Annotated in this window: 27 protein-coding genes; 13 read left to right on the forward strand and 14 right to left on the reverse strand. The window is 49.6% G+C overall.

The window, feature by feature from the left end:
- Positions 1-109: 109 nt before the first annotated feature.
- The gene (locus tag Q0V82_RS05840) at positions 110-1,726 is read right to left on the reverse strand and encodes a methyl-accepting chemotaxis protein (RefSeq protein ID WP_297573481.1); all 1,617 of its coding nucleotides are present in this window, start codon (positions 1,724-1,726) and stop codon (positions 110-112) included.
- Between the two features lie 280 nt (positions 1,727-2,006).
- On the opposite strand from Q0V82_RS05840, the gene Q0V82_RS05845 reads away from it, so the two are divergent.
- Complete coding sequence (locus Q0V82_RS05845) at positions 2,007-2,780, forward strand: TatD family hydrolase (protein ID WP_297573484.1); 774 nt, start codon at positions 2,007-2,009, stop codon at positions 2,778-2,780.
- A gap of 344 nt (positions 2,781-3,124) precedes the next feature.
- Here Q0V82_RS05845 and Q0V82_RS05850 read toward each other — a convergent pair whose 3' ends face one another.
- Positions 3,125-4,024: an AraC family transcriptional regulator gene (locus Q0V82_RS05850; protein ID WP_297573486.1), complete on the reverse strand. Its 900-nt coding sequence runs from the start codon at positions 4,022-4,024 to the stop codon at positions 3,125-3,127.
- A 401-nt stretch (positions 4,025-4,425) separates the two neighbouring features.
- Between Q0V82_RS05850 and Q0V82_RS05855 the strand changes: the two genes are divergently transcribed.
- The 5 genes from Q0V82_RS05855 (at position 4,426) to Q0V82_RS05875 (ending at position 8,487) form a co-directional block, all read left to right on the forward strand.
- Entirely contained in the window at positions 4,426-5,430 is a 1,005-nt protein-coding gene (locus Q0V82_RS05855) for an ATP-binding cassette domain-containing protein (protein ID WP_297573489.1), read from the forward strand.
- Positions 5,424-6,212: an ABC-2 family transporter protein gene (locus Q0V82_RS05860; protein ID WP_297573491.1), complete on the forward strand. Its 789-nt coding sequence runs from the start codon at positions 5,424-5,426 to the stop codon at positions 6,210-6,212. Before Q0V82_RS05855 ends, Q0V82_RS05860 begins: the two co-directional genes overlap by 7 nt.
- A 228-nt stretch (positions 6,213-6,440) precedes the next feature.
- On the forward strand, positions 6,441-7,232 hold the full coding sequence (locus tag Q0V82_RS05865) for an ABC-2 family transporter protein (protein WP_297573493.1): 792 nt from the start codon (positions 6,441-6,443) through the stop codon (positions 7,230-7,232).
- A gap of 139 nt (positions 7,233-7,371) precedes the next feature.
- Positions 7,372-7,848 carry a YHS domain-containing (seleno)protein gene (locus Q0V82_RS05870; RefSeq protein WP_297573495.1) on the forward strand — a complete coding sequence of 159 codons (477 nt, stop codon included), beginning with the start codon at positions 7,372-7,374 and terminating at the stop codon, positions 7,846-7,848.
- Between the two features lie 138 nt (positions 7,849-7,986).
- Entirely contained in the window at positions 7,987-8,487 is a 501-nt protein-coding gene (locus tag Q0V82_RS05875; RefSeq protein ID WP_297573498.1) for a GNAT family N-acetyltransferase, read from the forward strand.
- Here the strand turns inward: Q0V82_RS05875 and Q0V82_RS05880 are convergent.
- The 9 genes from Q0V82_RS05880 to gloB all read right to left on the reverse strand — a co-directional run bounded on the left by Q0V82_RS05880 (position 8,477) and on the right by gloB (position 18,213).
- Positions 8,477-10,609, reverse strand: a complete 2,133-nt coding sequence (locus tag Q0V82_RS05880; protein ID WP_297573501.1) for an ATP-binding protein — start codon at positions 10,607-10,609, stop codon at positions 8,477-8,479. The two genes, Q0V82_RS05875 and Q0V82_RS05880, sit on opposite strands and share 11 nt — an antisense overlap.
- A gap of 3 nt (positions 10,610-10,612) precedes the next feature.
- A complete protein-coding gene (locus Q0V82_RS05885) occupies positions 10,613-11,086 on the reverse strand; it encodes a molybdopterin-dependent oxidoreductase (protein WP_297573504.1) in 474 nt (157 codons plus the stop codon).
- Between the two features lie 180 nt (positions 11,087-11,266).
- Complete coding sequence (gene gntU / locus Q0V82_RS05890) at positions 11,267-12,610, reverse strand: gluconate transporter (protein ID WP_297573506.1); 1,344 nt, start codon at positions 12,608-12,610, stop codon at positions 11,267-11,269.
- 2 nt (positions 12,611-12,612) lie between these two features.
- Entirely contained in the window at positions 12,613-13,128 is a 516-nt protein-coding gene (gene gntK / locus Q0V82_RS05895; protein ID WP_297573508.1) for a gluconokinase, read from the reverse strand.
- 224 nt (positions 13,129-13,352) lie between these two features.
- Positions 13,353-14,378, reverse strand: coding sequence for a substrate-binding domain-containing protein (locus tag Q0V82_RS05900; RefSeq protein WP_297573511.1), 1,026 nt, complete (start codon positions 14,376-14,378; stop codon positions 13,353-13,355).
- A complete protein-coding gene (locus Q0V82_RS05905; RefSeq protein WP_297573514.1) occupies positions 14,375-15,163 on the reverse strand; it encodes a molybdopterin-synthase adenylyltransferase MoeB in 789 nt (262 codons plus the stop codon). The genes Q0V82_RS05900 and Q0V82_RS05905 overlap by 4 nt, the downstream gene beginning before the upstream one ends.
- A gap of 116 nt (positions 15,164-15,279) precedes the next feature.
- Positions 15,280-15,678, reverse strand: a complete 399-nt coding sequence (locus tag Q0V82_RS05910; protein WP_297573517.1) for a hypothetical protein — start codon at positions 15,676-15,678, stop codon at positions 15,280-15,282.
- Between the two features lie 130 nt (positions 15,679-15,808).
- Positions 15,809-17,380 (reverse strand): LysM peptidoglycan-binding domain-containing protein, encoded by a 1,572-nt coding sequence (locus tag Q0V82_RS05915; RefSeq protein WP_297573520.1) that lies wholly within the window; start codon positions 17,378-17,380, stop codon positions 15,809-15,811.
- An 83-nt stretch (positions 17,381-17,463) separates the two neighbouring features.
- On the reverse strand, positions 17,464-18,213 hold the full coding sequence (gene gloB, locus Q0V82_RS05920; RefSeq protein ID WP_297573523.1) for a hydroxyacylglutathione hydrolase: 750 nt from the start codon (positions 18,211-18,213) through the stop codon (positions 17,464-17,466).
- A 32-nt stretch (positions 18,214-18,245) separates the two neighbouring features.
- Between gloB and Q0V82_RS05925 the strand changes: the two genes are divergently transcribed.
- On the forward strand, positions 18,246-18,980 hold the full coding sequence (locus Q0V82_RS05925; protein ID WP_297573526.1) for a class I SAM-dependent methyltransferase: 735 nt from the start codon (positions 18,246-18,248) through the stop codon (positions 18,978-18,980).
- A gap of 91 nt (positions 18,981-19,071) precedes the next feature.
- Here Q0V82_RS05925 and Q0V82_RS05930 read toward each other — a convergent pair whose 3' ends face one another.
- On the reverse strand, positions 19,072-19,365 hold the full coding sequence (locus tag Q0V82_RS05930; RefSeq protein ID WP_297573528.1) for a hypothetical protein: 294 nt from the start codon (positions 19,363-19,365) through the stop codon (positions 19,072-19,074).
- A gap of 27 nt (positions 19,366-19,392) precedes the next feature.
- Between Q0V82_RS05930 and rnhA the strand changes: the two genes are divergently transcribed.
- From rnhA to Q0V82_RS05960, 6 genes are all read left to right on the forward strand, one after another.
- The gene (rnhA, locus tag Q0V82_RS05935; protein ID WP_297573530.1) at positions 19,393-19,824 is read left to right on the forward strand and encodes a ribonuclease HI; all 432 of its coding nucleotides are present in this window, start codon (positions 19,393-19,395) and stop codon (positions 19,822-19,824) included.
- A 435-nt stretch (positions 19,825-20,259) separates the two neighbouring features.
- The gene (dnaQ, locus tag Q0V82_RS05940) at positions 20,260-21,006 is read left to right on the forward strand and encodes a DNA polymerase III subunit epsilon (protein ID WP_297573533.1); all 747 of its coding nucleotides are present in this window, start codon (positions 20,260-20,262) and stop codon (positions 21,004-21,006) included.
- Between the two features lie 8 nt (positions 21,007-21,014).
- Complete coding sequence (locus Q0V82_RS05945) at positions 21,015-21,938, forward strand: hypothetical protein (protein ID WP_297573535.1); 924 nt, start codon at positions 21,015-21,017, stop codon at positions 21,936-21,938.
- Positions 21,935-22,699 carry a 2-C-methyl-D-erythritol 4-phosphate cytidylyltransferase gene (gene ispD, locus Q0V82_RS05950; protein ID WP_297573537.1) on the forward strand — a complete coding sequence of 255 codons (765 nt, stop codon included), beginning with the start codon at positions 21,935-21,937 and terminating at the stop codon, positions 22,697-22,699. The genes Q0V82_RS05945 and ispD overlap by 4 nt, the downstream gene beginning before the upstream one ends.
- A 68-nt stretch (positions 22,700-22,767) precedes the next feature.
- A complete protein-coding gene (gene ispF, locus Q0V82_RS05955; protein WP_297573540.1) occupies positions 22,768-23,253 on the forward strand; it encodes a 2-C-methyl-D-erythritol 2,4-cyclodiphosphate synthase in 486 nt (161 codons plus the stop codon).
- A 173-nt stretch (positions 23,254-23,426) separates the two neighbouring features.
- Positions 23,427-23,981, forward strand: a complete 555-nt coding sequence (locus Q0V82_RS05960) for a hypothetical protein (protein ID WP_297573544.1) — start codon at positions 23,427-23,429, stop codon at positions 23,979-23,981.
- Between the two features lie 248 nt (positions 23,982-24,229).
- On the opposite strand, the gene Q0V82_RS05965 is transcribed toward Q0V82_RS05960, so the two are convergent.
- Both Q0V82_RS05965 and Q0V82_RS05970 read right to left on the reverse strand, forming a co-directional pair.
- Complete coding sequence (locus Q0V82_RS05965; RefSeq protein WP_297573547.1) at positions 24,230-25,192, reverse strand: extracellular solute-binding protein; 963 nt, start codon at positions 25,190-25,192, stop codon at positions 24,230-24,232.
- 180 nt (positions 25,193-25,372) lie between these two features.
- Positions 25,373-26,101: a UDP-2,3-diacylglucosamine diphosphatase gene (locus tag Q0V82_RS05970; RefSeq protein WP_297573549.1), complete on the reverse strand. Its 729-nt coding sequence runs from the start codon at positions 26,099-26,101 to the stop codon at positions 25,373-25,375.
- Positions 26,102-26,131: the final 30 nt, after the last annotated feature.

The following is a 26,131-nucleotide window of genomic DNA, read 5'->3' on the forward strand; positions in this document are numbered from 1 at the left end:
CGTCAGTGCAGATATTTTGATTCGGGACAATGAAAAAGCCGCTAGTCGCGGCTTTTCGTGAGTCAGACGATGGGGCTGAGTCGGCTAGTGCAAACTCGGCCCATATGACTTACTGTACTTTATAGCGTGCAATCGCCTCATCCAGCTCGTTGCCAAGGCTTTTCAAACGGCCACCTTCTGACGCCGTTTGTTCGGCCACACTGCTACTTTCTTCACTCATTTGTGCCACGCGCTCAACTTGCTGCGCCATCATCGCGCTGGCGGTGCTTTGCTCACGCATCGAGCTAGAGATTTCACTCACTTGTGCGACAACGTCATCGGCGCTTTTGCGAATATTACTAATCGCCGTACTAGCCTCATGCGCCATGCTGACGCCATTATCCACTTGGCGTACGGTTTGCTGCATGGTTTGCACGGTGTGATTGGCCTCGTTTTGAATCTCGCTCACCATGCTGGTGATTTCTTGCGTTGAACTTGAGGTGCGTTCGGCCAGTTTACGCACTTCATCGGCCACCACCGCAAAACCACGCCCCAGTTCGCCAGCACGCGCCGCTTCGATTGCGGCATTGAGCGCCAGCAAATTAGTTTGATCGGCAATGTCTTTGATGACATTCACTACCGAGGTAATGCTGTTGGTACGGTCTTTCAGATTCTCGACTTGTCCTGCCGATTGGCGCACTTGATCGGCGATTTGATTAATGCTGTTGATGGTATTGTCAATGACTTCGCCGCCCGTTCCGGCTAAACGACCGGCTTCACGGGCGGTCATATCGCATTGCTGCGCCCGATCGGCCACATGCGTCACACTCACCGTGACTTGCTCAACGCCAGCGGCCATGCTTGACGCCGACTCACTCACCCCGCGTGAGGCACTCGATAGCTCGGCGCTTGAATTAGATAAGCCATTCACACAGACCCCGACTTGACTGCCAACGTGAGCCAGCTTTTTTAAACTCGCTTGCAAGGTATCAAGTAAGCTATTGAGCGCTACTAAAGACACCCCAATCTCATCCTTGTTATGCACATCAATCCGTTTGGTAAAATCAAAGTGGGTACCAAGGTCAACCATAAAATTTTGCATTTTATTTAAAGGCCCAGTAATGCTGCGAGCAATAATCAAACTCACCACGCAAAGTAAAGCAATCGCCAGTAGACCTAAAGTCACGCCCATACTGACAGAGCTACTAATGGCATTGTTAACGTCGGCGCGCATTTTTTGCGTCAGCTCAGCATTGTAATCTTCGGCTTTTTGCAATGCGGCAACGACCTTTTTGGCTTGCGGCGCTGCGGTTTGAGTAATCAGTTGCATCGCTTCGCTGGTGTTATTTTCATGAGAGAGTTTAAAAACTTGCCCAGTAATGGGTAGCCAAGCATTGAGCTCGCTTTTGATACTCGCCAAGTTTGCCCGATCGGTGTCGTCGTAAAGCATCGCTTCATACTTTTGTAGGGCATCTTGAATTTCGCTCGCTTGTGCTTTGAAATCCCGCTCTATTTCATTTTTCTTTTCGCTATCTGCTTCCAGAATATGCAATAAGAAAGCACGACGTAAGTTAGAGTATTGGTCCGTGACATGGGCCAATAGCGTGATCGACGGTACGATGTTATCGGTCACTTCATGGCTGGCGGTATTGATTTTATTGAGCTGCTGATAATTTATCCCAGTGATCAGTAGCAGCGCCACGACTGGAATGAGGGTCAGTAGGATCAATTTATGGATGATTTTCATTATTAAGCCTCACAAAGAGAAATTTCTGCTTATAAGATAGTCATTAGTCAAGTTGTAGCAAGTTATTTGCATTGTTAAAATAGATGAAACCATTTTTTTGTTGACGCTTTGTTTTCAATTGCCTAGGTGGCTGTTGTCAATGACATTCTGCTGAGGAGCGCCGCCAGCGCAATCACGGCTTGTAGCGGTGCGCAGGGGGAGTTGACTTTGGGTAAAATGCGACAAGTCAGTGCTGTCCGATCTCTTGCTGCAATCCATTATTTTTCGAGAAGCGCGCACAATGAAATTCATTGATAGCCATTGCCATTTAGACGCCATTGAGTTTGATCTTGATCGAGACGCGGTGCTGGCGCGATCACTCGCCGCTGGCGTTACCGCTTGGCTTGTGCCGGGGATTACTGCGGCGACGATGGCAAAAACCCGCGCAATGGATCAGCAATATGGCGCGCATATTGCCTTGGGTTTACATCCCATTTATGAGGCAGAGCATCGTGAGGACCACTTGCCGCTGCTACGGTCTGAGCTTGATCAAGGCAGGGTGATTGCCGTAGGGGAAATTGGCTTAGATTTTTATTTGCCCGATCTCAATCGTGAACGGCAAATTTATTTTTTTGAGGCGCAACTCAAAATTGCCCGAGATTATGATTTGCCGGTGATTGTGCATATTCGCCGTAGCCAAGATCAGGTGCTCAAATACTTACGCAAATGGCGAGTCAAAGGCGGGATTGCGCACGCGTTTAATGGCAGCGAGCAGCAAGCCGCTGAATTTATCAAGCTGGGGTTTTGTTTGGGCTTTGGCGGCGCACTCACTTACAGTGGCTCGCAACGGATTCGGCGTTTGGCAGCTCAATTACCGCTGGAGTCGCTGGTGCTGGAAACCGATGCCCCCGACATGCCGCCCAGCTGGTTAGCTGGCCATCCACCACAGCGCAACGAGCCAGCGCAGTTGCCGCAAATCGCCAATGAACTCGCCGCACTGCGCGGGATGGACGTCGCCGATTTGGCGGTGGCCTGTACCCAAAATATCGAGAGGGTATTGCTGCTTGGGGTTTGATGGGTGTGCTCTGTACTAATATACCTATTGAATTAAATGTTGATATTTACGTTGATGCTGTGCCTTGCTGATTGAGCTGGGGCTTAAGCCCCCCGTTAAAGCGAAGGCCGAGCGAGGAGCGAGACCCTAGGCTCGCGACGAGAGAGGCGACGCCAAAGCTTAGCGGCTTTGCCGCTTAGCGACGCGGGGTGCAAGGCTGAACGGCGGAGCCGACTTCGCCTCGGGTCGCCTTCTTTTGCTTACTTTTCTTGGCGAAGCAAGAAAACGAAGTTTCTGCGCAGCTAAAAGTGAGTCCCCGTCGCGGACTGCGACTGTAAAACAAAGTGCCGCAGGCACATAAAAATTCATTCCCAAATCTGCTGATGCCCCGCGCTGGCGAGGTGTTTGCTGAGTACTTGGCTAGGGTTGTAGCCAAAATGTTGGCGAAAACGCCGAGAAAAACTAGCGATTTCTTGATAGCCCGTAATACGTGCCACCTCACCGACGCTGATGCCATGCATCAGCAGTTCTTTGGCCTGATTCATTTTCATTCGAAAAACAATTTTATTCGGTGTTTCGCCCAAATGCTGTGTGCACAAGCGGTGTAAATGCGTGATGGTGATGTGCAGTTGCTTGGCGAGCGCTGCGTTATCCCAAACTTGGTCGAGGTTTTTTTGTACGTGCGTGAACATTTGCTGCAATTGCTCCAGCCAGCCCAGCGTGCTGCGTAGCGGCAGCAGCGCGCGATCGAGCGCCAAGCATAAAAAATCCAGTGATTGCACCGCCAAATTACCCGGTTCGCCCGCGTTAAAACGCTGCGTTTCACGGTGAAATTGTCGCATCGCATCAAATAGCGCTTCGCCCTCTGCGCTGGCCAAAATCGCCGGCTGTTTGCCGTTGAGATCATCCCAACGCGAGTGGCGATACAGCAAAAACCACACGTGCAGCATCTGCGCTTCACCGATGCGCCGATAGCCGCTGTGCACGCCTTGCGGCATCAGCGCCAATTGTCCAGCGCCAAAACCACGCGTAACACCGTCGGGCGTAAATACTTCACCGCGGCCGGTGAGACAAAAAGCCAGCACATGCCATGGCGTATCCACGCGCTCGACTTCAAAAAAATCACGTCCTTCGCTAATGCCGCAAATCAAAATGCCTCGGTCGCGTAGCGGTGGATACGGCTCTTTGTGAAACACGTGTGTGCCGACCATGATCTGCGGCGATTCAGGGCCGATGTCGAGTCGTTCGCGGTAAATGAGCGCCATAAGTTGCGATGTGAGTTTTTGACAAATCAAATGTCATATTGCAACATTTTCACCAAACAAACAAGCCCGTAATCTATGTGAAAACTTTTGGCAGGTCATGGCTGAAGTCTTGCAATCTCAATACCGAATAAATCGACCTTGCCACGCTAGTGTTGGCGTTAGCTACTTTGCTGACGGGCGATGGCCGCGATGGTTGCAATGGTGAGCAGGCTTAATCCCCAGTTGGGTTATTTGGCGCATTCACAGTTTGTCTGAAACTCACCTGTTATTCATTGCGCAACGAGGCTTGGTCTTGGGTTTTGGATTGAGCGCGAACTTTGGCGGCGGGTGAAGTCCTCATCGCAGGCCTAGTACGAACATGTTGGGTAACGCTGCGTTAACCCGACTTACAGGAGCAATACATGCTGATTCAAGTTGAAAACCTAAGCCGCGTGTATCGCACGCCGATTGCACCCAAAAATTGGGGCGAGCGTTTAAAGCATCTGCTGCGTGCCAACTATGAGGACAAACTCTCGGTGAGCGCGGTGAATTTTAATATCGCCGCTGGCGAGTGCGTGGGTTTGGTTGGCCCCAATGGGGCGGGAAAATCCACGACGATTAAAATGTTAACCGGGATTTTAGAACCCAGCTCAGGAAGGGTATTGGTCGCAGGCTACCATCCACAAAGGGATAGGGTGAAATACGTCAAGAAAATTGGCGTGGTGTTTGGTCAGCGCAGCCAATTGTGGTGGGATTTGCCGGTGAAAGATTCATTTGAAATTTTGCAGGCTTTGTTCGACGTGCCGCAGGCGGCGTTTAAGGCCCGGCTAGATTTATTTCGCCGTGAAGCCAATCTGGATGAATTTTATCAGCGCCCGGTACGTACTTTGTCACTCGGGCAGCGGATGTTATGCGAAATCGCCGCCGCTTTTTTACACAGCCCCGACGTGGTGTTTTTGGATGAGCCAACCATTGGGCTTGATCTGGACATGAAAGCCAGAATGCGCGGTTTGATTCGTAAACTGAATCAAGAATCGGGCACTACGGTGCTGATTACTTCGCACGATGTGGGCGATATTGAGCGGCTGACGCAGCGATTGTTATTGATCGACAAAGGCACACTCCGCTTTGACGGCAGCTTGGCGGATTTTCGTTCGCACGCGGGTGATGGCCGCTGGTGGGCGGCGCGTTTGCAGCCTGATTTGGTCGCCGCTGCTGAAATACAACTGCGCGCGCATCATTCGGCTTTGCCAGTACGCCAGCGCGGTGAATGGCTAGAAATCGCCCGCCACGATACCTTGCCCTTTGCCGAGTTGATGCAATTACTCGCGCCGTATTCAGTGAGCGAGCTTAAACCGGTGGAGCAAGAGTTTGAAGAATTGCTGCATGGTTTTTATTTGGCCAATCAAGCGGAGGCGGTATGTTAGGCATTCCATTTAAAGGCTGTGCCGCGCTGGCATGGGGCAGTGCGCGCCTGGTTGCGACTGATCGCAAAGGGCGCTGGTTGGTGACCATTGGTTATTTGATTGCGATGTGGTTGCTGTATTACCTATGGGCAGCGCTGTATGCCGATACGCCAACGCGGGCGGGGATGACTTTTAATAGCGCGGTGCTGCATGTGTTGGTGGCGCAAACGCTATTGGCTTTTTTGCCCGTTGGTACCGATTGGCGGCTGGCGCGTGAAATTCGCTCGGGCGAAATCGCCACGCAATTGATTTTGCCGATGTCATTACCGCTGAGGCAGTTTGCTATTTCCTTGGGGCGCGCTCTGGCCAAAGCGACGTATATCTTGCCGGCGTTTGCGCTGTTTTTATGGTATTTCGATTTAAGCCTGACGCCGAAGACGATTCCTTTGGCGTTAGCCTCGATTGCTTTATCGTTTGTATTGCTGTTTTGCATTGATTTTGTCGTTGCTTTGGCGGGATTTATTGCCACCGATTTATGGGGCATCACCGCCAGTAAAGACGCTTTGGTGATGTTTTTGGGCGGGGCATTGATTCCGATGGCGTTTTTCCCCGCTGGCATGCGTGAAGTTTTGGCCTACCTGCCTTTTGGGCACTTTTTTAATACGCCTGTCGGCTACATCAATGGCGAGATCGTGAGCGTGCAACCGCTATTGATCCAAGCGGCTTGGGCGCTGGGTTTTGTTTTGGCTGCAGCGTGGGCGGGGCGGGTGGTGCTGCGCAAATTGATTGTGTTTGGCGCTTAATTGGTATGAGGAAGTCGTAGGTCGGATGAGCGTAGCGTTATCCGACACCTGCTTAGGATATGGCTCGAAATAACTTCCCGATTTGAAATCAGTCGGCTGAAGCCGACCCTACGTAGGGTCGACTTTAGTCGACCTGCACAGGTAAAAATAAGGAAGTTAATACGAACCAGATCCTTAGTCGGATAACGCCTTCGGCTCATCCGACCTACTTTGATTAAAGGAAATAAAATGCAACTGAGTCCATTTTGGCGTGCCTATCGGCGCATGGTTGGTTCTGAGGCGCGGGCGCGGTTAGAACATCGGGCCGATTTTGCGCTGATGATCTTGGGGGTGGCGGCGACGTCTTTATCAACGGCAGCAACGCTGTATTTTATGCTTGGCGCGACGGGCACGATTGCCGGTTGGCATCGCGGTGAATTGATCTTTATGCAGGGGTTTATGTTCTGCATTTTTGCGCCGCAAAGTGCGTGTTACAACGGCATGTTTTGGTTGGAGCATTGGCTTAAAACGGGGGCGTTTCTGCGTTTTTATACTCGTCCTGCCAATCCACTCTTGCTGCTGGCGCTCGAACGTTTTCATCCGCAAGGCTTTGTGGTGCTGGCGATTGGTTTGGCGTATTGCCTATTTGGTCTGTGGGGTAGTCCTTTATTGTCTGAGCCGCTGTTTTACCTTGGATTTGTGTTGCTATTGCCGCTATCGGCGTTGGTGCTGTGGGTGATTAATTTGGCGGCAATTTCAACTTGTTTTTGGATTGGAGAGTCTGATCCGGTGTTTTCAATGTCGGGCAAACTTACCGATATGTCGCGCTATCCGCTGGATTTATTTCCTAAATTAGCAACGATGATTTTTATGGCCTTGCCGCTGGCCGGTACGGTGTGGTGGCCGTGCCAAGCTTTACTACGCGGCGCGAGTTTGCCACTCACCGTGCTGGGCATGGCTGCTTTAGCGGTGATATGTGTCGGCTTATTAAATGGCATGTGGCAACGGGGAATGCGTCGTTATGCCGGTGCGGGTGGCTAATTGCTTGAACTACAGAGGAATATAGTAAGAAGTGTGTGGTTTCTACGCCGTGTTTTGTATTCGGATTGACGCTAACTACATGACTCTGGCCTAATTGCCGCCGTCAGTTTCATGTACCCGTAATTCGTAAGGATTCTATATGGCTTCAGTCTTAATCCGTTCTACTGCCTTGGCTATTTTGATGGGCTTATCGCTTTCTGTGGCTGCTTTTGATGCCAGTTCCAATCGCCCTGTGAATTTGAATGACAAAGGCTTGGTCTTAGATGGCTACGATCCGGTGTCTTATTTTAGCGGCCGGCCGATGCTGGGTAATAAAGACTATAGCGTGAGCTATGAAGGTGGCACTTATTACTTTGCTAGCAAAGAAAATATGGCCAAATTCAAAGCCAATGCCAGCCAATTTGCGCCTAAATTTGGCGGATTTTGCGCGATGGGCGTGGCAAAAAGTAAAAAGCTCGATAGCGATCCAATGGCATGGCGGATTGTTGATGGCTATTTATTTGTACTGCAAACGAAAGAAGTACAAAAAAGCTGGCTAGTGGATGTGTCATCCAATTTAAAAGTTGCCACCGGAGAATGGGCGACGATTAAGAATATTGCCCCTAAAGGCTTATAAATAGGCTGCAAAAAACCAAACGTTACCGCGCCAAAGCGGGGCTCCTTGTCTGGTATGCTCCAGTGATGGGTTAGTGTCAATGTTTGGTTTTGTCGGGCGGTTTGCAGCGCACGGCAGCGTTTTTATAGGAGCATTATTTTGATTTGGGATTATCGCTTAGCGGTGGCGGATGATTTGGCGCAGATTGTCGCCATCTATAATTCCACCATTGCCTCGCGGCAAGTGACTGCCGATACCGAGCCGGTCACAGTGGCGAGTCGACAAGCATGGTTTGCGGCACATCAGCAAGCCGATCGTCCGCTATGGGTGGTCGAGCAAGCAGGGCAGATTATTGCGTGGCTGTCGTTCTCTAGCTTTTATGGGCGACCCGCTTACCACGGTACGGCTGAGGTGAGTATTTATTTAGCCGAGTCGGCCCGTGGGCAAGGCTTGGGGCGATTTTTATTGCAGGCCGCAATTGAATATTCAGCAGGTATTGGTCTACATACCCTGCTTGGATTTATCTTTGGGCACAATACCCCGAGTATTCGCCTATTTGAAACTCAGGGTTTTATACTGTGGGGGCATTTGCCGGGCGTGGCCGAGCTGGATGGTATCGCGCGTGATTTGCTGATTATGGGTTTAAAAATCAAATCTTAGTGGCTTGCTCTTGTGCGGCTTGTTCGGTGCGAAGACGTAATTCAATCAGCGTGTGGATTGAGTGTGCGTCTGGCTCGATTTCCAATTGCGCCCAATATTGCCCGAGTAAATTGGCACCAATTTGCTGGGCAATGCCCTTGGCGCTGTGGGCGTGGCGTATTGCATCGTGTTTGGCGTGTTGCTCGATCGCCGTTTGGTATTCGGTTTCAAGTGCTTTGAGTCGCAGTAGACCTTTGTGACACAGGCTCCAAAATCGTTGCGCAGAAAAACCAAGCCGCAGCATCGCAGTGGGCGCATCAAGTAGGCATAAGTCGCTGGCTTTGGCTTGATCGTCAATAAAATGGCCATTGAGTAAGCCAATGATGTCGTCGATTTTGAATGGTTTTCTGAGATGGCCACTAAAAGCGGCAAAGTCTGGCGATTGTTGCAGCTCACTTAATGGACTGGCAGACACCAGATAAATCGGCTTGAGCCAACCCTGTTCGCGTAAAAGGCGGGCGGCGGTCATGCCATTCATTTCTGGCATTTGGTAGTCCATGATGATGTCGTCAATGTCAGGGTGCAGCGCGACCTGCTGTAATCCGGCTTTGCCGTTGGCCGCTTCCACTGTACGAGCACCAAAGTCATGCAAGATTTCACAGATCATTTCACGATTAACCGCTTGGTCTTCAACGACTAAGATCAGTCGATTGGCCAGTGAGCGCCCATCTAGCCTGATTTTGCTGGGGACTGGCTCGGGGGTCGGCGCTAAAAGTGCGGCAATCATTTGCGCTTTCACGCTAACAATAAACTCACTACCTTGGCCAATTCGGCTGGTAAAGCGAATATTGCCTTGCATCAAACTGGCAAAATCATGGCTAAGTGCCAGACCGAGGCCTGTTCCGCCCGCCAGCTGCCCAGATTCACTTTGCTCAAAGGGTAAGAAAATCCGCGTTTGATCGGCGGTTTTAATGCCACAGCCGGTGTCTTTGACTGCGGCACTCAGTTGATAGCCTTGCGGCAATTGTTGCCCATAAAAATGAACTGTAATTGATCCTGAGTCGGTAAATTTAAGTGAGTTACCAATTAAATTAATTAAAATTTGCCGAAATTTACCCGCATCTAGACTGAGGTTATTGGCTAAATCATCGGCCAAGGTGATGCTAAATTGAATTGATTTGGCATTCGCCATCATTTCAAACATCGTTTCTAGCTCTTGTTTGAGCTGCTTTAAGTTGAGCGCTTCATTGAGCAGACAGAGTTTATTTTGTTCTGATTTAGAAAAATCCAGCACATTATTTAATAGGCTTAATAAATGCGCGCCACTATTGGCGATATAGCCGATTTCTTTTAGATCCTCTGCGGCAATATTTTTTTTGCGTGAGAGGCGGTCGGTATAGCCAAGAATCGAAGTGAGTGGGGTGCGAATTTCATGGCTAATGTGTGCTAAGAATTGGCTTTTAGCGGCATTGGCCACATCGGCTTGTTGCCGCGCCTCTTGTAAAGAGTGCGCTGTTTCGGCTAGTTGTTTACGGCTTTGCTCAGAGCGCCATAGCGCATAAACGCCCAGTGAAGCGCTAATAATCAGCAATAACACTTGAATCGCCGCCAAAATAATGCGCAATTCGCTCCAGTGCGCAATATTTTGCTGATATTTCGCCATGGCCCGCGTATCTTGCGTGCGCGCTTCTTGAATCAAATCGTTCACGGCAGTATGTTGGGCCAAGGTTTGCGCTTGAAATGCTTTCCATGCGCTCGGACTGATGGTGTCTTGCTCGAGTAGTTTCGCGCCGTTATCAATATAGGTTTTTAGCGGGTTGATATAGCGATGCTGTAAAGGGGCGTTGCTAAAAAAAGCGGAGTTTTCAACTTCATTTTTGTCGATGCTATCAATTCGGCTGTAGTAAATATCAAAACGTAGCCGAATATCATCTAATTGCGCTTTGTTGCCATGCTCTACGGCTTCGCGTAAACGTTGGTATTCATTATTGAGTTGAAAAAACTGCCTAAGCTGATTGTCTAAACCCAATTGATTGGTACGACTCAGTTCTTGCTTTTGTTTTAATTCAAAGTGCACCATCAAGCTAAAATTAGCCAGTAAGACGAGACAAATTAAACTTAAGATAATGCGAAATCGGGTCATTGATTACTCTGCAACAATGCTGCGTAATTGCCAGCTACAGCGTCGATAATATTCAGTTCGGCGCAGATTTTCATGTTGATGAAATGGATAAATAATAAACAGTGGACCTTTATCTCGAATCGACATTTTTTGTCCATTGCGCTTTCTGGCGATAATCACATCATATTGCAGTGCATCGCTCACGGGGATCGAAATGGTGTAATCATTGAGTGATCTGAGTTTGATATTGCCAGATTGGATGCCGGCGAGTTTTAAAACGTCTCTGAGTAAAGGACCTTCAAAAGTTTGCTCTGTGGGATACCATGCTGTTGGCATAGTGAAGATTTGTTGCGTCATCGCCGCCAGCATCGCTTCAGTGAGCTGCACCTCGGATTGTGTGGATTTTCCGGTGATGGTCAGAATGATATTCGCATTGATTGTTTGGGCAAAGGCTAAAGTACTGCTCAGAAATAAGCCAAAAAACAGTGTCCATCGCATTGGGCATCTCGTTGATTTGATTTGCGCGAATTGTAACGTGAATACGTTGCGGATGTCGTTTTTTGCCGTCGTGGCCATTGGGCTTTATGATGATCGGTATCGATTCCTCGCCCAATAGCATCATGCCCAACCCCGCATTAGCGCTGGGTTGGGCATGAATGCGCGATGTGAGTCGCTGGCTTACATCATTGAGAACGCAATCATACCGACAACGGCACCGGTGGTCCCCAAGATGGTTTCCATCACAGACCAAGTTTTCAGTGTTTGCATTTCATTGGCGCCAGTAAACTTACCATAGAGCCAAAAGCCTGAATCGTTCACATGGCTCAAGACAATTGAACCACCTGCAATACAGATCGACAAGGCGGCCAATTGAGCGCCTGAATAAGCCAATTGCGACGCTTCAATCACTGGTAACACCAAACCAACCGTGGTTAAACACGCCACAGTGGCCGAGCCTTGAATTACACGTACCGCTGCAGAGAGCACAAAGCAAGCAATCGCAATCGGCAAACCCGCGCCAATTAAGGCGTCGCCCAAAGCTGGGCCCACACCCGAATCAACCAAGACTTGTTTAAACACACCGCCGGCGCCAGTCACCAGCAAAATGATACCGGCTGGTTGCAAGGCGGCACTGCACACTTCCATGACTTTTTCTTTGCTCATGCCTCGACGTAATGCCAAGCCGTAGATCGCCAGTAAACAAGCCAATAAAATGGCAGTGAATGGGTGACCAATTAATTGCAGCCATTGATGCAAAGTGCCGCTGGTATCAATAAAGCGCGCAACGATGGTTTTTAGACCCACCAACAATAGCGGGAATAAAATCAGCGCCAAGCTAAAGCCAAATGAGGGCATTTGGTTTTTGCCCAAGGTTGGCTCACTGACGTCATCGGGCAATGGCAAATGCACGTGCTTGCTAATAAAGTTACCAAATAGGGGACCGGCGAGCAGCATGCCAGGAATGGCGGCAGCTAAACCGAGCAAAATCATCCAGCCAAAATCAGCTTTCATTTGCGATGCTAAAAGCATTGCCGTTGGGCCTGGCAATAAGAAGGCTGCAGAACCGGCAACCCCAGCAAACAGTGGAATCGCCAAACGAACCACATTGCCGCCAGTACGGCGCGCCACAGCAAACACCACGCCAATCAATAACACAATCGCTACGTCAAAAAACAGCGGCAAAGTACAAATCAAACCGGCAATACCCAGGGCATAGTTGGCACGGCTATGGCCAAACTTGTCGAGTAATTTAACCGCGATTTGGTCCAAAGCACCGGTTTCATGCAAGATCTTGCCGAACATCGCGCCCAAGGCGACCACAATCGCTAAGAACCCGAGCGTTCCGCCCATCCCTTTTTGCATGGTATCGGCGATTTGATCGACCGGCATGCCAGAGAAAATACCGGCACCGATGGAAACAATCATCAAGGCAACAAAGGCGTGCATCCGGGCTTTCATCACTAAGAACAGCAAAAGTAGCACTGAGCCCAGCGAGGTAAATATGAGTGTAAACGTATCCATGATTACTCCTGTGCCACGATGGCTTGATGAGCCGCAGCAATTACGGCTTCGAGTGGCGGTGTGATATCAATCACGATGACATCGCTTTCGTCGGCGCTGGGTACTTCTAGCGTGGCAAATTGCGAGGCTAACATGCCGCTCTTTTGGAAGTGACCTTGACGCGCAATCAAACGTTGTTCGATCAATTCGTAATCACCTTTTAAAAAGATGAAAGAGAGATTGGGATTACCTTGGCGCAAACGATCACGGTAAGACTTTTTGAGTGCCGAGCAAACAATCAACGACACTGGATTGGTGCGTTGCATGGCAAAAGCGGCATCATTGACAGCACCCAACCAAGGTGCACGATCGTCGTCATTGAGCGGCTGGCCAGAAGCCATTTTTTCGATATTGGCGCGTGGGTGCAAAAAATCACCGTCTAAAAATGCGGCGTTAAGATCTTTTGCGAGTTGATTGGCGACCGCCGTTTTACCACAGCCTGAAACACCCATCAAAACGTAAACTTTTGTACTTGTCATTTTTCGACTCCAATCGAAATATTTGAAGATGTTACTGGTAACATGTTTTCGGTAACATCTTGCCTTTATTTTTATCTTCGCTCAAGTGTTGACGGGGCTTTAAGGGCTGTTTTGACCTAGGGATTACACTTACGTAGTCGAGTGAATATTTACTACGCAATGTATGTGCATCGGCGCTAGTAAGCTAAAGGCTTACAAGTCAATACGTTAGGTGGGTATCTGAGCTATACGTTTGATTTGGCGTGTTTTAAAATACTGGCACCCAGAAAAAGATCAAAACCAAGATCCAGAGTACGTTCAGGATAATGCTGACCGTTGATGCGGCCAATGAGGCGCTCGGCGGCATGTCGACCAATGGCTTCGCGTGGGGTCACGATGCTGGCCAGCTGGGGTTTGAGTGCCAAGCCAATATCCAGCTGGTTTACACCAGCAATGCCAATCTCTTCTGGAATACGCCGGCCCATGCTTTGCAATTCCAGTAGTGCACCGGCGGCAATGTCATCATTGGTACAAAAAACGCCATCCAGATCAGGCACTTCGAGTAAGGCTTGGCGAATTAAGCGGGCGCCTAAAGTAAAGCTTGATGATTCGCTGGTTTGGATGGTGTGTGGCTGTAATTGCTGCGCGGTCATGGCTTGGCCATAACCGGCATTACGCTGCTGAGTGCGGGTATCCATACGTGCAGCTAAATACACGATACGCCGGTAACCGTGCGCCAGCATTGCCTCGGTCATGGCTTTGGCGGCCACCGCGTGATCTAGGCCAACGGCTAAATCAATGGGCTGAGCGGGTAAATCCATGATTTCCACCACTGGAATCGCAGCCACTTCCAGCATTTTGCGGGTTCGCGCCGTGTGATTGGATTCCGATAAAATTAAGCCATCAATATGAAACGACAGTAATTGCTCGATTTGTTGTTCTTCACGCTCGGGCTCGTAACCATAATGGCCGTATAAAGTGTGATAGCCCGCCGGTGTGCTGACTTGTTCAATGCCATGGGCAACGGCAGAAAACACCTGATTGGACATCGAAGGCAATAGCACGCCAATCGCTCGGCTGCGCGAGTTCGACAGCATCGCCGGAACGCGACTCGGAATATAGCCTAACGTTTGCATGGCTTGCGCGATTCGTGCAGCCGTGAGTGGGGCGACTTGCTCAGGAGAGCGCAAGTAGCGGCTAATGGTCATTTTGGAGGTGTTGACTAAATCGGCAACGTCTTGCAGTGAAGGGCGGCGTGGCTTGTCGTTCATGCTTGAGTACCGCACACTGGGCAGAGCGGATCTTGTTTGTATTTCATTTCGCGCCAGCGAGCGGTGCGGGCATCATACAGTTGCAAACGGCCAATCAAGGTTTCACCTAGCCCCATTAAGACTTTAAGCGTTTCGGCGGCTTGTGCGGCACCGATAATCCCCACCAGCGGGGCAAAGACGCCAAAGGTGGCGCAAGGGCCATCATTGGCTTCGCCTTCTTCACCAAACAAACAGTGATAACACGGCGCGCCATCGATTCGCGCATCAAATACCGTGAGTTGCCCATCAAAACGCACCGCCGCACCCGACACCAAGGGCGTTTTGCTGGCGACACAGGCGCGATTAATCGCGTGGCGGGTGGCAAAATTATCGCAGCAATCCACGACAATATCTGCGGCAGAGACTAATTCAAGTAAGCGCTGGCTACTGGCGCGCTCGTTGAGCGCAATAATGCGAATTTGGCTATTGAGGGCTTCGAGGGTTTGCTTGGCCGAGAGGGCTTTATTTTGGCCAACACGATCTTCGCTATGGACGATTTGCCGTTGCAAATTGCTCAAATCGATGTGATCGTCGTCGACAATGGTGAGTGTGCCTATGCCGGCGCTGGCCAAATACAGTGTCACTGGCGAGCCTAAGCCGCCAGCGCCAATCACTAAGACATGCGCTTGGCTGAGCGCGGTTTGTCCTTCAATGCCGATCTCATCGAGCAAAATATGGCGGCTATAGCGCAGTAGGGCGTTGTCGTCGAGATCGATTTGGGCGCTACGAGTCGGGCAAAAAGTCATGGCAGCAGCGGATAGAGGAGTAAGCGCCGATTATAGCGCGTCACGTTCTATTCGGGATTATTGCGGTAATAGTTTGTGTAACGTAGTTTCAGCTGGCTGTCAGCGCGGAGATATCTTTAAAGGTAACGCCGTAGCTCTTCGGGTGTATCGTCATGATCGCCATGTGGGTGTTTTTCCCAAACATGGATATAAATTTGTGGCGATTTTAAATTGTGCTCTGGCATGGCCAGATTATCGCGTTGAACGGTTTCGCTGTAATGCACCAATTCGCGTTTAATTTTTTGCCAAAAGTGCGTGTCTAGCTCAAATCCGGCATTTTGCAGTTGTTGCTCAATATCCAGCAGGGCATAGTCGCGCAGCGAGTAGCGAATGGTGATTTTGTGTTCTGCCGGGAACGCTTGCGCTTGAATGCCATTGAGTTGCGCCAAAAAGCGCGCTGCAGCGCTGGCTTGCTCGATTGCGCTGGGATTAAAAACAATATCGTGTTGAATGCAATCTTCGAGTAGCTTGGGCATGATCTAGCCTCTTAATAAGAGATATCACCCAAATAGATTAAGCTTTTCTTGGCGCGATTGCACTGATTTATGTGCAAAAAAAAACACCTTCTGGATCCATCGCAGAAGGTGTTTTGCGTTTCTTTGGGGTTTAGCGGCTGGCTTGCGATAGCACGACTTTCATGCCGGGGACTAAATTTTGCCGATTCCATTTTTTGAGATCCGCTAGCTCAACGTCAAATTTACGCGCAATCGAGCTATAGGTATCACCGCGCTGAGCGACGTATTTGCTCGGTGATTTGGCCGCCAGCGTAGTTTGCTGGCGTTGCACCAGCAAGGCATCGCCGATGGCAATATGGTTGGTTTTTTGTCCATTGAGCGATTTTAATTGCGCCAAACTTAAGCCATAGCGGTTGGCGATATTAAATAAAGTATCGCCTTTGGCGACTTTATGTTCGGTGGTTTTACTGTTTTTGGCTAACACCGGTTGCGCTTTGGGCTGGTCATTGGCGCCGGTATCAATCGCGTCGGATTCGCGATTTTTATGTAGCGCCGCCAAGGTTTGTCGCTCGGAAATATCCAGCCCTGCAAGACGTGGCACTAAAATCGTTTGACCCCGCGCCATGTTTTCTTTGCTGGCAATGTCATTCATATCGCGTAATTCGGCGGCGGCAATGCCAAAGGTGGTGGCCAAATCTTCAAAGCGTTCACCGGTTTTGGTGACGTAAGGCTGCCAATTGAGCAGTGGCTCGGTGTATTGCGCTAAGTTGCGCTCAAAGATGGCTTTATTGGCAATCGGTAAAACTAATTGTCGGTCGTCTTTGTGGGCAATCACTGGGCGGATAAACCCAGGATTGAGGCGCAGCAATTCATCCACGCTAATTTCGGCCAATTGCGCAGCAATGGACACATCCATGTGCTTGCCCGGTTGCAAAGTGGTGAAATAGGCTTGATTGGCCATCGGCTTGAGTTCAACGCCATAAGCGGCTGGGTCGGCAATAATATTGCGGATGGCGAGTAATTTGGGCACGTAGTTACGGGTTTCGTCGGGCATTCTTAAATCGCTATAGCCCGCGCTCAGGCCCGCAGCTTGATTGCGATCGACTGCGCGGCGAACGGCATTTTCACCCCAGTTATACGATGCCAGTGCCAGTTGCCAATCATCAAATAGGCCGTGAATTTCTTGTAAATAAGAAAGTGCCGCGCCAGTTGCCGCTACCACGTCACGACGGCCGTCATACCACCAAGTGCGCTCAAGACCATAACGCTTACCCGTGGCAGGAATAAATTGCCACATGCCAGCCGCTTGCGCCGAAGACAGCGCTTTAGGGTTGTAGGCCGATTCGATCATGGGTAAGAGCGCCATTTCCATCGGCATGCCGCGCTTTTCGACTTCTTCGACCACAAAGTGTAAATACGGGGTACTGCGGCTAATAATGCGATTGAGGTAGTCAGGTCGGCTGGCGTAGTAGTTTTCCCACTTTGTGACTAAGGGGCTGTCAATATCGGGGATGGCAAAACCTTTACGAACGCGGACCCAAATATCGGTTTCAGCTGGAATGACCTGATTATTAAATAAAGCCTGCATCACGCGTTGTGTATCGGCGCTGATCGGTGCTGTTGGCTGGTTGAGCGTGTAATCAAAGCGAGTATTGGGATCGGCTGCAAGCAGCGGCGTGGCTAAAAAAGCGCTCAGGATGAGCGCAGGTAGTCGCAGCAGCATAAGCTGAGCCCCAAAGTAAATGAATGAGCCGATACTAATGTCGGCTTTCCTGCTGTGTCAACGAGTTAACGGCTTAAATTGGATTAACGGAAAGAATCTTTCCAGCGGCGCAGTGCGGTAAAGCAATCTAATGGTGTGGTGATCTCTGGCTGATGGGCTTTAACTTGCGCAAATAAATCAGCATCTGCGCAGCGTAGATAAGGATTGGTCGCCAATTCAAGCGCAATCGTGCTGGGTAACGTGGCTTGTTGCTGGGAACGTTTTTCGCTTTCTATGGCCTGACGCTGTATCAAGGCGCTGTTATGCGCTTGCACATGCAGTGCAAAGCGTAGATTGCTGAGCGTGTACTCGTGGGTACAGCAAACCTGCGTTTGCAAAGGGAGCTGGGCTAGTCGTTGTAGACTATTAAATAATTGCGCCGGTTGGCCTTCAAACAGTCGGCCACAGCCAGCGGCAAACAAAGTATCGCCACAAAACAAGAGGCCAGCGCCAAAGTAAGCTAAGTGATCTAAGGTGTGGCCGGGCGTAGCGATCACTTGAAACGGCTCGCCTAGTAAAGTGAGGGTGTCGCCATCGTGGCAAGGATGATTCACCCCAGTGATGCCTACTGGGCCGTAAATGGGCAGCTCGCTGCCCGCGAATGCGCTCAACCCTCCGGTATGATCATGATGGTGGTGCGTCACCAGTATGCCGGCTAATTGCGCTTGATGGGCGGCCAGCCATGCTTGCAAGGGGGCGGCAAGACCTGGATCAACGGCAATGACTTGGTGTTGATGCTCGATCAGCCAGATATAGTTGTCATCCAGAATCGGTAGGCAGTGTAGTTTGAGCATTTTATTTATTTAAATCCTGTGGGCATCAAAAAATGAATGCTGAGTTTGATCATTTTGCTACTTGGCTCGCCACTCCGCTAGGGCGTTATGTCGCCATGAGCGAGCTGGCTTGGTTTGAACGCGCGGTGGTGGATATTTTTGGCTACAAAGCGGTGCAGCTTGAATTGCCACAAATTGATTGTTTACGCAGTAATCGCATGCCTTGGCGTTTGCAAGCCGGTGAAGCGGCTGGCACGCAGTTAAAATGCTCGGTTCAAGCCTTGCCATTTGATGAGCAAAGCTTGGATTTGATTGCTTTACCGCATGTGCTGGATTTTTGTCAGGATCCGCATGCCGTGCTGCGCGAATGTCAGCGTGCCTTGCGCCCCGAGGGGCGTTTATTGATTACCGGGTTTAATCCATGGAGTTTGTGGGGTTTACGTCGCTTAAAACCTAATTCAGAAATCCCGTGGAAAGGCAATTTTGTGGCGCTACCCAAATTAAAAGATTGGTTAAGCGTGCTGGATTTTCAAACGCTGCAAGACGAGCATTTATGCTATCGGCCACCGGTGCAACGTGCTGGTTGGTTAGAAAAAAGCCGTTTTCTCGACCAAGCGGGTGATCGACTATGGCCAGCTGGCGGTGGCGTGTATTGTGTTGCTGCAGTCAAGCGGATTCGCGGCATGCATTTGATTGAACCACAATGGCGGACTGCCACCGCCACCGCGAACTCAGCAATGGCCATCGAAAAACTCCGCCAGCAAGCCCGCAAAGATCGTTGTAAGTAGAGAAAATCCAACGCTTATTAAAGGTATATGCTGGTAGGCTTTTAATTTAATGGTCTACAAGTGTATACCTGCTTAATTCTGATTGGCGGGTTTATTTGTCACACTGTTTTGCCGCATTTTGCATCGATTTAATCAATTGATTGCCATCATCACGATTTTTAGTCGCTAAACGAATATCATGGCCGCTGCCGAGGTTGCCGCCGCCAAAAGCGATTTTGACTTCTTCATCATTCACATCAATAAATTGCACCACGGTGAGATTGATTAAGCGCTCGGTTTTGCTGTCGCTGGGAATTTTCCACGGACAAAAAGTCGCGGCATACAGCGGAACAGCGGTTAAACTGAGCGGCAATATCCAACTTAAAACCAGTGCAGATACACGCATTGCGTCACCTCAAAAGTGAAGAACATCATGGTAGAAATTTATACCGACGGCGCTTGTAAAGGCAATCCCGGTCCTGGCGGCTGGGGGGCTTTTTTGCGCTTTGGCGAGCATGAAAAAGAATTATTCGGTGGTGAAGCGCATACCACCAATAACCGCATGGAGTTACTGGCGGTGATTAGCGCTTTAGCGGCGTTAACCCGCACCTGTGAAGTCACCATCCATACCGACTCACAATACGTTAAAAATGGCATTGAAACGTGGATTCATGGCTGGAAAAAAAACGGCTGGAAAACCGCCGCCAAACAAGCTGTTAAAAATGAAGACTTGTGGCAGCAGCTCGACGCGCAAGTGGCGCGGCATACTGTGGCGTGGCGTTGGGTGAAAGGCCATGCCGGTAATCCGGGCAATGAGCGCGCCGATCAATTGGCCAATCGCGGCGTTGAGTCGCTAGCTGAATAACTCGCACTGGTGTAAAGCCCCTCCCTCAGTACCTCAAGTGATACTTTGATACAGCGCCAGCCCGTCGGCTTGACGCCCGCGCTGCTGGCGCTTTTTTTCTATCTGACGAGTTGGCCGCAGGCGCTGCGGCGAAATGATTTGAACGAATTGGTGAGAAAAAGCGAAGCCAAGTATATGTGGTTAACTTGGGCATTCAATATCGAAAGTCCAACGCATCGGCGCAGCGCAAAATATCAGCCAATCGCAGTATTAATCAGCGTGTTGGTGATGGTTTTAGTTCCGAATGGGTGTTCTCTGCGCCTCTGTGTCTCTGCGTTGTGAGGTTTTGATGTTGTCGACATAAAAGCAGAACGCGTGGTTTTTCACGCGGTGGACGGTTTTTTGCCGGTGATCAACATCAGTTACAATAGCGCCATTGTTTTGTTGGGAATCATCATGCGTCAAATTTTCCTCGATACCGAGACGACAGGTCTGCGCGTTGAAGACGGCAACCGAATTTTGGAAATCGCTGCGGTTGAAATGATCGATCGTAAATTATCCAAAGCCGACTGCCATTTTCATCGCTACATCAATCCGGGCCGCGACTCTGAAGAGGGCGCTTTGAATGTCCATGGTTTAACCACACAATTTTTGTCGGATAAAGCCAAGTTCGGGCAAATCGTCGATGATTTTCTGGAATTTGTAAAAGACGCCGAAATCATCATCCATAACGCGCCGTTTGACGTTGGCTATCTGAATATGGAGCTGGGCAAGTTAGGCCGTGGCAAGTTAGGTGATTACGTCGCTAGCGTGACCGACACCTTGAAAATGGCCAAAGATCTGTGGCCGGGTAAACGCAATAGCCTAGATGCGTTGTGTGATCGCTATGACGTCGATCGCTCTGGCCGAACATTACACGGCGCGCTGATTGACTGCGAATTGCTGGCCGAAGTGTATATGGCGATGACGCGCGGCCAAGATAGTCTGTTGATCGACTACGCGCCAACTGCAGAAGAAAACGCCAGTAATTTAGCCCGCCGCAGCAATAGCTTGCCGCTGATCGTGACGCAGGCCAGTAGCGAAGAACTGGCATTACATCAAAAGTATCTCGATGCGCTGGATAAAGCCGTGAAGGGCAGTTGCGTGTGGCGTCAAATTGAGCCGCTCGCCGCGTTACCCAATAGCGAGGACCATCCACAATGAGCGTTTGCATGAATAGCACTGAACTAAAAACCGCCGCCCACGCGGCGTGGGAAGAGCACGATGAAGCGTTGGCCGAACAGCATTTTTTGGCGGCGCTGGCGATTGACGAGCAAGACGCGGTGACGAACTACGATTTGGCGCTGCTGTATAAATATCAAAGCCGCTGGGCTCAATCGCTGCGCTACAACCGCCGCACGACTGAGCTAAACCCCGAAGACGCAGCTGCATGGTGGAATATGGGTATCGCGGCAACGGCGATTGCTGATTGGGCAACGGCGGCCAAAGCGTGGGAATTTTTTGGCATTACGCTGCCATTGGATGCGGTGGAGCATGCTACGCCCGATTTAAAATTGGGCTTGATTCCGGTACGAATTACGCAGGGCGATCAGGTTGAGGTGCTGTGGGCCAATCGCCTTGATCCGGCGCGCGCACAGATTGTCAGCGTCCCGATGCCTGATTGTGGCGTGCGTTACCAAGATATCGTACTGATTGACGGCGCACCGCGTGGCACGCGTGAACTCAATGGCAAAGATGTTCCGGTTTTTGATTGGCTAGAATTCTGGCAGCGCGCAAATTACTCGACGTATGTGATTGAAGCCACTGTACCTAGTGAGCTAGCGGCCAATACCCTTGGTCTGCTCGTTCTAGATAGCGATATGGCGCTGGAAGATTGGGCGAATCTTATGCCAATGCAGCACCCAGCGGGTGGCGAAGAAACGCAGCACGCACACGATGCGGCGAGCGAAGCTACAGTCGCTTGGCAGCCTGAACGCCAACTGGGCGTGGCGGCGCTCAATGATCAAGCCTTGGCTGACGTGCTCGATGCTTGGCAAGCCGCGCATCCAGAAGTCGAGATCACCGAAGTGTATAACGCGCTCGATGCGCAAGAAGATGACGCGGAAAAAGAAGCTATGAATGAGGCTGCGCAATGACTGCCATCGCCTTGGTTCCTGCTGCTGGGAGCGGCAGCCGGATGGCGTCAGCGACGCCGAAACAATATTTAGATTTACTTGGCCAGCCTTTGATCGCGCACACCCTGCGCGCCTTGCTCGGTGCTGCGGGCATTGCCCAAGTAGTGGTGGTGATTTCGCCAGAAGATGAATGGTGGGAAAGCTACGATTGGGGCGCATTACTGGGCGAGTCGTTGGCCCGCTTGCTGGTGCTGCGCGTGGGGGGCGTTAGCCGCGCTGAATCGGTGATGAATGGTTTGACGGCACTTGCCGCTGCTCCCGTTGACCATCCTCAAGCGGGTCAACCAGCGCAGGGTTTTGCGACGTCTGACGATATGTGGGTGCTGGTGCATGACGCCGCCCGTCCTTGTATCACCAGCCAACAAGTGGATGCCATGATTGTTCAGTTGGAGTATGACGCTGTAGGCGGCATTTTAGCTGTTCCAGTGGCCGATACCCTTAAAGTATCCCTTGGTCATCAAGAAGAACCGCGTATCGCCCGCACCACGCCGCGTGCGGGACTTTGGCAAGCACAAACGCCGCAAATGTTCCGCCGTGGCCCATTGCTCGCCGCACTCCAAGACGCGCTACCCGAACACGTTGCTGAGATCACCGACGAAGCCAGCGCGCTCGAACGCCTCGGCCATTCACCCAAACTCATCATGGGCAGCCCATGGAATCTGAAAGTGACATATCCGCAGGATTTGCAGCTGGCGGGGTTGTTGCTACAGGTCAGCCGTTGATCTTGCCGCTGTAATGTAAATTTTATTGTATGGCGCTTGTTGGCAAGCGTTTCGCTGGAGAATTCAAAATGACTTTACCTTTTCGCATCGGCCAAGGCTGGGATGTTCATCGTATGGTGGCCGATCGTCCTTTAATTTTGGGCGGCGTACATATCCCGTATGAGAAAGGCTTGCTGGGGCATTCAGATGCCGATGCTTTGTTGCATGCGATTACCGATGCGATTCTTGGCGCGGCGGGCTTGGGCGATATTGGTCGGCATTTTCCCGATACGGCCAGCGAATTTAAAGGCGCAGATAGCCGCGTTTTATTGCGTGAAGCTGTGCGGCGAGTGGCGGAACTAGGCTGGAAAGTGGCGAATATTGATGCGTCGATCTTAATTCAGCAGCCAAAAATGGCCCCGCACATCCCCGCAATGAGAGTAAATATTGCCGAAGATTTGCAAATTGATGTGGCTTTGGTCAACGTGAAAGCCAAGACGTATGAAAAGCTCGGACCGGTGGGAGAGGGCGCAGCAGTTGAGGCTCAGGCGGTTGTCTTACTCGCGGCCAGCTAAGTTTGTGCTGGATTCTGCCGGTTTTTCAATTATATTGATTAGGCAAATTATTTATTTCTAGCCTGTCAATTTCGCGCTAGACTGGTTTTTTGCTGACACTGCTTGTTAGCCTCGATGGGTGATAATTTGCTTTTTGCTTATCGTTTGAATAAACAAATCTAGGGGTATCAATTATGCGCACTAAATTACTTGCTTCTATCTTGCTCACTGCGGGTTTAATGGCCGGAACGGCGTCGATTGCCGCAACTGGGCAAGATGAATTACTCGTGGCGACTTCTGAACGTAAGATTGATGAGGCACGGGTGGTATCTGTCGATTTGGCAACGCGCAGCGTTGTGCTCCAAATGCCAAACGGGCAAATGCTAGAGTTTACCAATATTAATCCTAAGGTCACGCGTCTGAATACCTTAAAGCCCAATGATACCGCAACGGTGACGGGGTCTGAAACGATGGCTTTTGTATTGCAAAAAGGCACCGCAGGTATTCGCAAAGTGATTGATACCAATACACAGGACTTATCTGTTGATGGCGCAGGCATGACGCTAACGCACACCGTTTACAATGATATTGTGGGGGTGAATGTGGCCGCTGGTACGATGCGCGTGAAAGATTTTGCTGGCAAAATTATTACCGTACCGGTTGCAAATAAAGAATGGCTAACACAAGCTGCAGCGGGGGATCAATTACTGGTGGTGACACGCGCCTCAATGATGGCATTTGCTAACTAAGCGGTCATTTAAAACTAGTTTGATATCGTTCTCTGCTAGCAAAATACCATCAGGGTTTAGATGCTTTACGAGCCAACGATCTCTCAATATTTAAATTCACTGCTTGCTGCTGAGCCCACCGCCATGGTGGGCTTTTTTATTGTGGCTTGTGAATCAATTACACAATGATATGATTTTTTTTCAATAGATAATCCGAATTTTAGAGTGTATTTAATGCGATTGAATTTGAGGGTAAATCGCTATTTAATTTATTGTCGTTGATTCTCTTGCCGTGCTTTGCCTGCACGAATTCGATCCCAATATTGGCTGCGAAGGGCAAAATTTTCAGAGGGTTCTAGCCATAAAATTTTATCGCTGTCTTTTAAGTTGCCGCCATTTAAAGTGTTGGATAAACCTTGTCTTTGACTTAAAGTGTGGCTGACGGTTTTTTCTAAAGTGTAGTTAATCCAATTTTCGGCGAGCTGGCGGTTTTTAGTGGTATTGCTGATTGCCCAGCAGTCTAACCATGCCAGTACGCCTTCTTGCGGAATAACGTAGCCAATATCTGCTCCCGTTTGTTGCAATAATTTAACTTGTTGCTGACCATAATTGGCATACATTAATGCGGCTTTGTTTTTAATAAAAGCTTGCGTGCCTTGTTCTGGGCTGGTGTAAAAAATGGGGTTTTGTTGACGTAATACAAGTAATTTATCGACGGTTTGTTTCATCTCATTGGCAGAGAGTTTAAATGGATTGTTGGCTTGCAATGTGAGTGCAGTTAAGCTGAAATTATGATTGCTACCATCGTAGAGAACGATTTTTCCACGGTATTGAGTTTGCCATAGATCATTCATTGATACGGGAGCCGTCTTGAATTGTTTTTTATCATAAATGAGCCCCATTTCTGAATAAGTAAATGGAATTGCATATAAATTACCATCTCTATTTAAACCTGAAATTTGCTCAGTTTTACGAAATCGAGGTAATTGATTGTTGATATTGGGAATCTGACTTTTTTTTATCGGTGCGACGAGCTTATGATCAATGTAGCGCTGTAATTCGGCGGTATTGACGGCAAAAACGTCATAATTTTTTTGTTGTTTGCGAGTGATTTTTTCCCAGAGTTCATCATCACTTGAAATATAAGTCAGCTCAACTTTGGCATGGTACTTCTGTTTAAATTCAGCAACCCAATCGGGATCGGCATAACCGTGCCAAGTCAAAATACGCAAAGTATTCTCAGCATTTGCTATTGGCGATAGCAATGATAATGACAGAAAAGCAATTTGTATTTTACATATATACTTCATTTTTATGGCGCAAGAAGTAAGTTAACGAACCCCAATAGTAGTGGGTTTTGTTGTAAAAACAAATGCTTGTCTGTGCGGCGGTGAATTGTTTTGCTTAATTAGTTAGGAGTCAGGATACATATGCAGGCTGATTTGACCATGTTGGCTTAATAAGTAGCCACCATGGCCTTTTTTCCAGTCTGGAATGACCCAGCGAACACCGTTTTGATGCTGATGTTGCGCTGGTCTATGGGTGTGTCCATGAATCAGTACCTGCGCAGGACTGCGCTGTAATTCAGCTTCAATGCTGGCCAGATTGACATCCATAATCGTGCGGTTTTTGTTTTTATTTGATTTTTGTGATTTCAAACGTAAGTTGGCAATTTGTTTATCACGGATTTTTTTCGGTAGATGCAGCCAAATCCATTGCACAATCGGGTTGTGAGTTAGCCGGCGATAGCGCTGGTAGGCGATATCATCAGTGCAGTAACGGTCGCCGTGGCCCAATAAAATCGCCTGTCCTTGTAGGTATATCAAGCTGGGGTCTGGCAACACGGTGAGTTGAGCACTGTTGGCAAATCGGCGGCCAACGAGTAAATCGCGATTACCGGCCATAAAAAAAACTTTGACGCCAGTTTGCGCAACGGCCGCGATTTCAGCGACTTGCTCAGCGTAAAAAGGCTCGTCGAGTTGATCGTCACCCAACCAGTACTCAAATAAATCCCCCAAAATATATAAATATTCGGCTTTGCTGGCGACGATTTGGCGCATAAATTGTTGATACGCTTGTACCGTTGGCGCGTCGCTAGGGGATAAATGTAGGTCAGAGATAAAGTAAGTGGCTTGAGTCATTCGATAGGCTTGGTAGTTTGATTATAAAAA

The sequence above is a fragment of the uncultured Deefgea sp. genome, from assembly GCF_947072475.1.
Lineage (GTDB): Bacteria > Pseudomonadota > Gammaproteobacteria > Burkholderiales > Chitinibacteraceae > Deefgea.